The organism is Petrotoga halophila DSM 16923, from assembly GCF_002924615.1.
In genome coordinates, this window is the sequence record NZ_JALY01000186.1 from 1 (window position 1) to 10,314 (window position 10,314).

The 10,314-nt window shown below is 33.9% G+C and carries 11 protein-coding genes, 1 other RNA gene and 1 pseudogene; 11 read left to right on the plus strand and 2 right to left on the minus strand.

The genetic code is table 11. The features are described from left to right. Positions 1-7 precede the first annotated feature (7 nt). From AA81_RS14890 to uvrB, 11 genes are all read left to right on the plus strand, one after another. Positions 8-163 (plus strand): transposase, encoded by a 156-nt coding sequence (locus tag AA81_RS14890; protein WP_169926373.1) that lies wholly within the window; start codon positions 8-10, stop codon positions 161-163. A gap of 170 nt (positions 164-333) precedes the next feature. After that, on the plus strand, positions 334-1,380 hold the full coding sequence (locus AA81_RS09445) for a dipeptidase (protein ID WP_103898888.1): 1,047 nt from the start codon (positions 334-336) through the stop codon (positions 1,378-1,380). 70 nt (positions 1,381-1,450) lie between these two features. Next, the gene (locus AA81_RS09450) at positions 1,451-2,146 is read left to right on the plus strand and encodes a hypothetical protein (RefSeq protein ID WP_103078660.1); all 696 of its coding nucleotides are present in this window, start codon (positions 1,451-1,453) and stop codon (positions 2,144-2,146) included. Positions 2,147-2,178: 32 nt separating this feature from the next. Then, complete coding sequence (locus tag AA81_RS09455; protein WP_103078661.1) at positions 2,179-2,754, plus strand: thymidine kinase; 576 nt, start codon at positions 2,179-2,181, stop codon at positions 2,752-2,754. A 24-nt stretch (positions 2,755-2,778) separates the two neighbouring features. Further along, positions 2,779-3,597 carry an aldo/keto reductase gene (locus tag AA81_RS09460; protein ID WP_103078729.1) on the plus strand — a complete coding sequence of 273 codons (819 nt, stop codon included), beginning with the start codon at positions 2,779-2,781 and terminating at the stop codon, positions 3,595-3,597. Between the two features lie 76 nt (positions 3,598-3,673). Beyond that, positions 3,674-3,773: signal recognition particle sRNA small type (gene ffs / locus AA81_RS09465), an RNA gene on the plus strand. Between the two features lie 99 nt (positions 3,774-3,872). Then, complete coding sequence (locus AA81_RS09470) at positions 3,873-4,550, plus strand: methyltransferase (RefSeq protein WP_103078730.1); 678 nt, start codon at positions 3,873-3,875, stop codon at positions 4,548-4,550. A gap of 1 nt (position 4,551) precedes the next feature. Further along, on the plus strand, positions 4,552-5,304 hold the full coding sequence (locus AA81_RS09475) for an energy-coupling factor ABC transporter ATP-binding protein (protein WP_103078662.1): 753 nt from the start codon (positions 4,552-4,554) through the stop codon (positions 5,302-5,304). Further along, positions 5,295-6,101 (plus strand): ATP-binding cassette domain-containing protein, encoded by an 807-nt coding sequence (locus tag AA81_RS09480; RefSeq protein WP_103078663.1) that lies wholly within the window; start codon positions 5,295-5,297, stop codon positions 6,099-6,101. Before AA81_RS09475 ends, AA81_RS09480 begins: the two co-directional genes overlap by 10 nt. Before the next feature lie 20 nt (positions 6,102-6,121). After that, positions 6,122-7,345, plus strand: a complete 1,224-nt coding sequence (locus AA81_RS09485) for a DUF2715 domain-containing protein (RefSeq protein WP_103078664.1) — start codon at positions 6,122-6,124, stop codon at positions 7,343-7,345. Between the two features lie 45 nt (positions 7,346-7,390). Then, entirely contained in the window at positions 7,391-9,367 is a 1,977-nt protein-coding gene (uvrB, locus tag AA81_RS09490; protein WP_103078665.1) for an excinuclease ABC subunit UvrB, read from the plus strand. A gap of 33 nt (positions 9,368-9,400) precedes the next feature. Here the strand turns inward: uvrB and AA81_RS09495 are convergent, their stop codons facing one another. Together AA81_RS09495 and AA81_RS09500 are read right to left on the minus strand one after the other, a co-directional pair. Then, entirely contained in the window at positions 9,401-9,760 is a 360-nt protein-coding gene (locus AA81_RS09495; RefSeq protein ID WP_103078666.1) for a hypothetical protein, read from the minus strand. Positions 9,761-9,777: 17 nt separating this feature from the next. After that, positions 9,778-10,314 (minus strand): annotated as a pseudogene (locus tag AA81_RS09500) (elongation factor 4); the annotation flags it as partial.

The following is a 10,314-nucleotide window of genomic DNA, read 5'->3' on the forward strand; positions in this document are numbered from 1 at the left end:
TATCTTGTTGCACATAAAAACGAATATCTCTAACGGTAAAATAGAAGGTATGAACTCTAAACTTAGAGGATTTACTAAAAGGGCTTTTGGTTTTAAAACATTAAAGAATTTAAAAATCACTATCTTTATTGCCCTTGGTAAACTTAATTTAACTCCAGCTTAATTACCCACTATTTTCGTGATAGAACCAAACCTGATAACCTTCAGGGTGGATTGCGAGTCAAAAAAATCAGGGGTTTTCTTTATGGGCGGGCAGCGGGGCGAAGGGGCGCTATATACAATGTTTTAGAGTTCCTAAGGCCAAAAAATAAAAAAGATTGAGGAGGAAATATTTTGACTAATTTCAAAGAACAAGCTCATAAAATCTTAGAAGAAAGTCTTGTAATCGATGCACACTTCGATTTACTTATGGATGTAGCAAATCAAAGGAAATTTGGAATTCATAAAGTGATAGAAACCGATCATCTCGACAATTTTCGCAAAGGAGGATTAAATGTCGTAGTTTCCTCTTTGTTTATCGAAAGCTTTTTAACCCCTGAAATCTCGTTAAGAGAGGCTTTAGACCAAATCAGCTCATTTTACCAGGAATTAGAAGAATCAAGCGATTATTTAATGTTATGTAAATCATACGAAGATATAATTAAAGCAAAAGAAAATAATAAAATCGGAATATTTTTATCTTTTGAAGGTGTTGAACCCTTATACAACGATTTAGATTTACTCGATATCTTTTACCGTTTAGGTGTAAGATTTGTTGGACTGACTTGGAGTAGAAGGAACTACGCGGGGGATGGAAGTAAGTTTTTACCGCCAGACCCAACGAAAAATTCGAACGGTTTGTCTGATTTTGGAATAGATTTAGTAAAAAAGGCTCAAAGTTTAGGTATGATAATAGATGTCAGTCATTTGAACGACAAAGGATTTTGGCAAGTTATTGAGCTTACAAAAGGACCTATAATAGCTTCCCATTCTGATTGTAGAAAGATAGTAAACTTAGAAAGAAACCTCTCTGATTCACAGATAAAAGCGATAGCAGATACCGACGGTGTAATAGGAATAAACGCCTTTAACAAAATTGTCGCGAAAGATCCAGAAAAAGCTAATGTTGATGATTTGGTTAAACATATAGATCACATTGTAAATTTAGTAGGTATTGAGTATGTAGGTTTAGGATTTGATTTCTGTGAGCATTTAAAAAAGTTTAACCCCCAGTTTGTTAACAAACTTAATCCATCTCCATCTTTTCAAGTTTTAGATAACCATTCAAATATTGTATTACTCGTTGAGAGATTACTGCAAAGGGGATATGGTGAAGAAGACATAAAAAAGATCTTGGGAGAAAATTTTTCAAGGGTGTATAAAAAGGTACTAATTGATTAGAAATTTTATATTAGTAATTTATAAAAATATGATAAAATAAAAAAGAAAAAGCATATGAAGGAGTTAAGGGATGCCAGGATATTTAACACACATTATCTTCGGTCATAAGATTTTTCCAAACAGTTTGAAAAATGTGAAAATGTTTAATCTTGGACTGATGGGTCCAGATATTTTTTATTACGATATTTCTGATCCTAAATATCACATTATTGGTGAAACGTTGCATAATGTTGATTTAACAAGGTTTATAAAAGAGATTCAAAAGGAAAGCCCAGAGTATGCCTTAGGTTTATACTTACATTCTTATCTTGATATGAAAATACATCCACGAATACATATTATAGAAAGAAACACTGGCAAATCACATACTAAAATAGAAACTTTGATCGATGCAGCTTTATTGAAAAAAGAGTGGAACACCACTGTTTTCAGGTTAGACAAGCATTTTTTCCCTAATAAATTACCAGCAAGGTTTATGAGGATCTTTGATGAAGTTCTTTACGACTATTACGAGGTAGCAGATGTAAATATTAAAAGTTTGTATGATGTTTTTTTGAAAAACTTTTTCTTCTTATACAAATGGTATCCCATCAAGGCGATTGCTTCGTATGTGCTCTACGTTGTTTCCATAGGAAGATTCAATTACAAGGACTATTTTATATTTAGAACCCCTTCCTTAGAAATTCTGAATGATTTTGGAATAGAAACATTGTGGAAAGAGTCTTTAGATGAAATTGATCAACTATTATCAGAAAAATTTGATTAAAACTAATGAAAAAAGGGATGTGAAACTTTAATATGGCAACAGGTAATTTAGTAGTAATTGTTGGACCTATGTATTCTGGCAAAACTTCCGAATTAATTTCTTTCATTGAAATCTACACCCTCGGGAAAAAGAAGATAAAAGTCTTTAAACCTTTGTTAGATAACAGATACAACGAAACTTTTATTGTATCCCACTCTAATACATCCGTTAAAGCCATCCCCATTAATAATTCCGCTGAAATTTTGCCCCAACTTGATGGAGACGAAAAGGCGGTTTTTATTGATGAAATCCAGTTTTTAGACGAGCCTCTTAGAGAAGTTGTTGTGGAGATGATCAATTCTGGTAAGGATGTTTATTGTGCAGGCCTGGATTTGAGTTATAAAAATAATCCATTCAAAGTTACCTCCCTTTTAATGGCTCATGCAGACACTGTGATTAAAAAGAAAGCTGTTTGCCATGAATGTGGAGAGTACAAGGCAACAATATCTTACAAAATTGTGGAAAATGGTGGAGAAATAGATGTTGGTGGATTTGAAAAATATATCGCTGTATGTAGAGATTGTTATTTGAAGTTGAATGAAAAAAAACAAAATCAAGATAAATCATAAAAACAAGGGGGTTGATCTATGCGAATTACAAGCATCTATGATAAAGCGGAATTAGCCAACAAAGTGAAAATCCCTTGGTTGGGCTATGGGACATACAAAGCTCATGGAGATGAATTGATAGAGGGTGTAAAGTACGCTTTAAGTATAGGATACAGGTTGATAGATACCGCAGAAATGTACGAAAACGAAGAAGAGATAGGTAAAGCAATCAGACAGAGTAAAATACCGAGAGATGAAATTTTTATAACCTCCAAAGTATGGAATACGAATCAAGGTTTCGAAAGCACTTTAAACTCTTTTGAGAATTCATTAAAAAGATTGGGAACAGATTATTTAGATTTATATTTAATTCACTGGCCTGTAAGTGGAAAATATATAGAAACCTGGAAAGCCCTTGAAAAGTTATATAAGGAAGGTAGAGTAAGGGCTATTGGTGTGAGTAATTTTTTAATTCATCATCTCCAAGATATAATAAACAACTGTGAAATTACCCCTATGGTGAATCAAGTAGAATTTCATCCATACTTATTGCAAAGAGATCTTTTAGATTATTGTCAAAGAAACAAAATACAGCTTGAAGCTTGGAGTCCTTTAATGAGAGGAAGAGTTCTAAATATACCCCAGTTAGTTGATATAGCAAATAAGTATAAAAAAACTCCCGCACAAATAGTATTAAGATGGGACCTGCAACATGGCGTGGTAACTATTCCCAAATCTGTACACAAGGAAAGAATAAAAGAAAATGCCGATATTTTCGACTTCGAACTAACAGAAGAAGAAATGAGGATAATAGACAATTTAGATCAGAGTAAAAGATTTGGGGCAAATCCCGATGATTTTTAAGATTAACATAGCTTTTAACAAGATTAATTGATTTTTCAACAATGAAATGATATAATATGAAAGCACCATTACAGGAGGCTGGGTCCTGCGCAATAGGAACCCGTGAAACTGGTCAGGCCCGGAAGGGAGCAGCCATAAGCGGAGATTTCTATGTGCAGCAGGGAAACCCAGCCATCTTTAATAATTTTGGAGGTACGAATAAATTGACTCAAAAAAAGAAAAATAATAACGAATATGAAGATGTTCAAATATACGGTCCTGAAGATATCGCTTTCATGAAAGTTGATGAAGTAATCAGAAAAGTTAATAATGATCTGAACCCTGCTAAAGAAAAAAAAATTAAAAAAACACCTTCTTTTGAGCATTACTACAGTGAAAACCCAACGTCAGAACTAACGGTAAAAGAGTTGGTTTTAAAATTAAGAAATGGGCATAAGTATCTATTTAAAGCCCCATCCGGAGTATATGGAAAGAAAAGGATAGACAGGGCAAGTATTTTATTGATTGAAAAAGTAGAACTAACAAATGAAAAAGTTTTAGACATGGGATGCGGATACGGGGCAATAGGTATAGCCTTAAAAAAAGAATTTCCTGACATTGATCTGTATATGAGTGACATAAATAACAGAGCAGTTGATTTTTCTAAAATAAACGCCAAAAACAATAACGTGAACGCTGTGATCAAACAAGGAAATCTATTCAAACCATGGGAAGGTAACTACTTCGATGTTATTGTCACCAACCCTCCAATAGTTGCAGGTAAGGATGTATTACATGAACTAATCGAAGAATCCTATTACCATTTGAATGAGAATGGCAAGATATATTTAGTTGCTTACCACAATAAAGGTGGAAAAGGCTTAGAAAACTACATGAAACAAATTTTTGGCAACGTAAAAGAGTTAGAAAAATCTGGAGGTTTTAGAGTTTATCTTTCGATAAAGAGGGGCTAAGATGTTTTTTGGATGCAAAAATCTTTCTTTCAGTTATTATGAAAAAAAAGTACTAACAAATATCAATTTAGACGTCAAAAAAGGTGAGTTTATCGGTTTAGTTGGGAGTAATGGAAGTGGAAAATCTACGCTTCTAAAGCTTCTATGTGGTATTTTATCCCCTCAAGAGGGAGAAGTAATTATCAAAGATCAAAAATTAGATGAACATAATAGAATAAAGGTAGGTTATATTTTTCAAAACCCTGAAAATCAAATTATAGGGGTCACCGTCGAAGAGGACGTGGCTTTTGGGTTAGAAAACATAGGGGTCCCAAGAGAAAAAATGCTAGAAAGAATCGAGTGGGCCCTTTCAACGGTAGGGTTAGAAGGGTTGAACCACGCAGACCCCAATGCATTATCTGGAGGGCAGAAACAAAGACTTGCAACAGCATCCATACTTGCTATGGATCCTGAAATTATACTCATGGATGAACCTACTTCAATGCTAGATCCAAAAGGTCGAAATGAAATTTACAAAGTTATACGCAATCTCAGAGAAATAGGAGAAACGATTATAATTGCCTCTCATCATTCTTCTGACCTTGAACATGTAGACAAAATCATCGCCCTTAACGATGGAGAGATTGTTTATGAAGGAGACAAGGATCAATTTTACAAGAATAACGTTATCCAATCTGAGCTACCTTTCAATGAAAAAATAAATAGACAATTCCACACCGATTTAAAAAAGTTGGTTGATGAAATATGTCGATAATACTTGAAAATGTAAGTTTTACTTACGCATTGAATACACCTTTTCAAAAGACAGCCCTAGCAAATATAAATGTGGAAATTAAGAAAGGTGATTTGTGGTTATTCGTTGGACATACAGGATCCGGGAAAACTACGTTGATGAGTTTAATGAACGGCTTACTCATACCTCAACAAGGAAGAGTGTTAGTTGAGGGATTATCCACAAAAGACAAAAAGGTCAACATCAAAGATATAAGAAAGAAAATTGGCATAGTTTTTCAATACCCAGAATCCCAATTTTTTCTTCCTACCGTAAAAGAAGAAATAATGTTTGCACCAAAAAATTTTGGGGTTCAACTAAGTGATGATTTACTAAAGTACTATTTAGAGCTAGTTAAATTACCGGAATCGTACCTTGAAAAAAATCCATTCGAACTCTCAGGAGGAGAAATGAGAAAGGTAGCGATTATCTCTGTTCTCTCCTACAACCCTGATTATATAATCTTTGACGAACCCACTGTTGGATTGGATTACCTGACAAAAACTTCTATATTCAACCTTATAAAAGAACTTCGCAACTTAGGAAAGACCATAATAATATCAACTCACTGGATAGATGAATTCGCCAGTTTGAAACCTAACGTACTGTTGTTAAAAAATGGTGAAGAAGCTTTTAAAGGCAATTTTGATGATTTTGTTTTGCTGGATGAAAAAACTCTTTGGGAAGCTGGTATAATATTTAATGAAAAGATGCAATTGTATAAATGTGCTATAAAAACAGGGAAAAAGGAATTAGCTGAAAAAATTTCATCTATTTAAAATTGAGAGGATGATTAAAATTGAAAAAGATTTTCATCTTAACTATTTTTGTTTCTATCTTTTTATTGCAACTTTTTTCTCAATCGAGCGAAGTTATCGATCTAAGAAGAAGTTTTTTGATTTACACGGAAGGTGATTCCAGTATCGGTTCCTTGTTGGAACAATATTTAAAAAACGATCTTGAAAAACAAGGAAAATATAAGGTATTAACAAAAGATGATCTGTTATTAGAAAATCTTAGAGAAATGATTGAAAACGAAGATTACCTGAAGAAAAAACTAGATGCTGATTTTTTAGTCCATATTCAAATACTTGAAAGCTTCCCTGACTTAGAAAAAACCGAAGAATTAATATGGTGGGAGTATCGCATACTAGCGAAGGTCAGCGTCGTCAAAATTTCAACAGGAGAAAATATCTATTCCAAACTTCTTACTTCAAGTGGCACCTCATATATAAATGCTAGTACAAGCGATTTTGAAGCGTTATACTATTCAAGAAAATATGCTGCCAATAATCTTGCATCTTCTGTCGCTACAGAGTTGAACAAACTTTTTAAAATAAAAGCCAATATTATCACTTTAGAAAATAAATATGTTCATATAGATGCTGGCAGAAATGTTGGAATAAGAGAAGGTATGATGTTTGAATTTGTAATCACTAAAGAATTAAATGGGGAGTTCTATGACCTTCACGATGGGAAATTAATAGCCGAAGAAGTCTGGGATAACAACAGTTTGTTGAAGATACTTGAAGTCCCAAAAAATTTCAACTACCAAGATGAAAATGTTTACGTATTAGAAAATCCAACTCTTTCTCCAATAAGAACCATCACAAGAATATATTACGTGAACGAAGGATTTAAAAAGAACGGTGTAGGGTTCGAAGCAGGATTCGATAATTATGAACATTTATATACTGGATTTTCTTTTGTGTTCTTGTTCGATGAAAACACATTTGATGGAGATTTTGATTTCAAAGTTGGCTATCTTAACTATATATCAGAAACAGATGTAACTCTTTTGTTGGGAATCTTAGCAGGGGTGAAAAGTGTTACAGCTTCGGATGATTCGTCGGCTGTTTACTTTAAACTCACACCAGTTATCGATTATAGTTATTATATGAACGAAACCTTTGGATTATACATGGAGGCAGGATACAATTTCTTATTCCCCATAGAAGAAGTAGGAAATATAGAAACGACAAATAATTTTAAAATAAGCGCAGGATTTACCTTTAGATTCTAAATCTATTAGAATCTAAAGCAGAGGTTGAATGGAGGTGTGTTTATTGTGTTTAAGCTTCGTTCAGAATACGAACCTCAAGGAGATCAACCAAAAGCAATAGAAGAGCTCTCTTCTGGGATCAATGAAAATTATAGATTTCAAACTTTACTGGGCGTTACTGGATCTGGCAAAACCTATACAATGGCTAATATTATTGCAAACGTGAATCGACCAACTTTAGTTCTCTCTCCGAATAAAATCTTAGCCGTTCAGCTGTACAACGAATTCAAAGAGTTTTTTCCTGAAAATAAAGTAGAATTTTTTATAAGTTACTACGATTACTATCAACCAGAAGCCTATATCCCTTCTCGAGACATATACATAGAAAAAAATGCTGACATAAACGATATTTTAGTCAAAATGAGGCTTTCGACGTTAAAATCAGTTTTAACAAGGAGAGACGTAATTGTAGTTTCAAGTGTTTCAGCTATCTATGCGTCGGGAAACCCTGATGACTTTTCCAACATAAATCTTTATCTGCGAGTGAACGAAGAGTATTCTAGAAGAGAGATACTTATTAAACTAGGTAAAATGCAATACACAAGGCAAGAAAAAGATTATCTCGGTGGAACGTTCAGATGGAAAGGTGATGTTTTAGAAATATTCCCTCCCTACGAAGATTTTGGAATAAGGGTAACTTTTTTTGATAACGAAGTCGAAAAGATCGAAGCACTGGACGTATTCAACAGAACCATAATAGAAGAATTTGATAAAATTACTATTTATCCAGCGAAAGAATTCGTAACTAGTGATGAAAAAATCTTTTCAGCTATTGAAAGAATAAATGCCGATCTGCAAACCCAAATAGAATATTTTAAAAGGGAAGGCAAACTTTTGGAGGCTCAACGAATAGAGCAAAGGGTAAGACAAGATATGGAATTTCTTCAAACACTAGGATACTGCAAAGGTATAGAAAATTATTCAAGGTATTTCGATGGAAGAAATCCTGGAGACCCTCCGTGGACTCTTTTAAATTACTTCGACGAGGATTTTATTACCTTTATCGACGAATCCCATATAGCCGTACCACAGTTAAGGGCAATGTTCAGAGGAGATTACGCAAGGAAGAAAAACCTGGTTGAATACGGGTTTAGGCTACCATCTGCCTTAGATAACAGACCTTTGAGATTCGAAGAATTTTTAGAAAGAACCAATCAAATTATCTTTGTATCAGCTACTCCAGGTCCCTTCGAAATGGAAGTATCAGACCAAATTGTTGAACAAATCATCAGACCTACAGGACTTGTGGATCCAAAGGTTGAAGTAAAGTCAACAGAAGGGCAAGTGGACGACTTCATTTCCGAAGTAAAACATGTTGTAGAAAGAGGAGAAAGGGCTCTAGCGGTGGTTTTAACAAAGAAAGATGCAGAAATTCTCTCAGATCATTTAAACCTAATGGGAATTAAATCACTGTATCTACACTCTGAACTCGACACAATTGAGAGATCAGAGGTAGTAAAAAAGTTAAGAAACGGCGAAATTGAAGTGGTTGTTGGTGTAAACTTACTAAGAGAAGGATTAGATTTACCTGAAGTTTCTCTGGTTGCCATAATGGATGCAGATAGAGAAGGATTTTTAAGATCTGAAACAACATTGATTCAAACGATTGGTAGGGCCGCAAGAAACGTCGAAGGGAAGGTATTACTATATGCCGACAGAATAACGGAGGCTATGAAAACCGCTATCGACGAAACAAATAGAAGAAGAGAAATACAGATTCATTTCAATAGGGAAAACAACATCACTCCAAGAAGTATCATTAAAAAATTACCAGAAGATATGTTTGCCCCATTCAAAGATAACGAGGTAAAAGAAGAAGATTATATATTCGCCGTAGAGGAAAACCTCTCTCCAGATGATTACTTAGCTATGCTTGAAGAAAAAATGTACGAAGCAGCATCCGAATTAAAATACGAAGAAGCAGCAAGGTACCGAGACGAGATCAAAAGGATAAAAAGAAAATACAACATCAAACAAAGTTGACTATAAAAAACAACTTAAAAAGGTGTAGAAACTCTACACCTTTTCTTTTTCCTGATTCGTGTGTAAACTTCTTACCTTTTTTCTCAAAAATCTATCAGTATCAAAGAAGAATCTGAAAAGACCCCAAATGAATATAAAAAATATACATAATGTAATCCACAACATTTCAACCTCTCCCATGACTCCAAAAATACCTGTTCCTCTTATTCCAGTAATTATAAACGCCAACAGCCACTCTTTACTCAAAAGAGCTACAATGGTTATAACGAAAAGAAGCCATGGTTGGTTAATAACCAAGGAAAACACAAATAAAGAAGCCAATCCGCCAATCCATAAGATTATTCTGTAGATATTTCTACCCTTACTTTTACTCTCTTTTAAATTTCCTGCCAACTTTGACACCTCCAAATTTATTCTTCATCTTCATTGACCTTCAACAAAGCCAAGAATGCCTCTTGAGGAATATTAACCTTACCAATCTCTCTCATTCTTTTTTTACCCTCTTTTTGCTTTTCTAGCAATTTCATCTTTCTCGTCACATCTCCACCATAACACTTTTGAAGGACATCTTTTCTTAAGGCTTTAATAGTGGATCTCGCTATTATCTTACCCTTACAATATGCTTGGATAGGTATCTCGAACTGATGTCTGGGGATTAAATCTTTTAATTTATCCACTAATTTCCTTGCAAGTGTATAACTCTGGCTCTCATGAACTACGTAAGATAAGGCATCAACCTTCTCTCTATTTATTAAAATTTCTAATTTCACTAAATTAGACTCTTTGTATCCAGTTATTTCGTAATCCATAGAGGCGTAACCTTTACTAATAGCCTTCATCTTATCGAAAAAATCGAAGATCAAATCAGCCAAAGGAATTTCAAAATGTAAAACCACCCTATTTTTACCCGCATTTGATACATAAGAAAATTTACCTCTTTTTTCGAC

Coding starts and splice junctions, on each gene's coding strand:
- AA81_RS09470 (WP_103078730.1), top strand. CDS start 3,873: ATGAAAGTTGATGAAGTAATCAGAAAAGTTAATAATGATCTGAACCCT.
- AA81_RS09455 (WP_103078661.1), top strand. CDS start 2,179: ATGGCAACAGGTAATTTAGTAGTAATTGTTGGACCTATGTATTCTGGC.
- AA81_RS09480 (WP_103078663.1), top strand. CDS start 5,295: ATGTCGATAATACTTGAAAATGTAAGTTTTACTTACGCATTGAATACA.
- AA81_RS09450 (WP_103078660.1), top strand. CDS start 1,451: ATGCCAGGATATTTAACACACATTATCTTCGGTCATAAGATTTTTCCA.
- AA81_RS09475 (WP_103078662.1), top strand. CDS start 4,552: ATGTTTTTTGGATGCAAAAATCTTTCTTTCAGTTATTATGAAAAAAAA.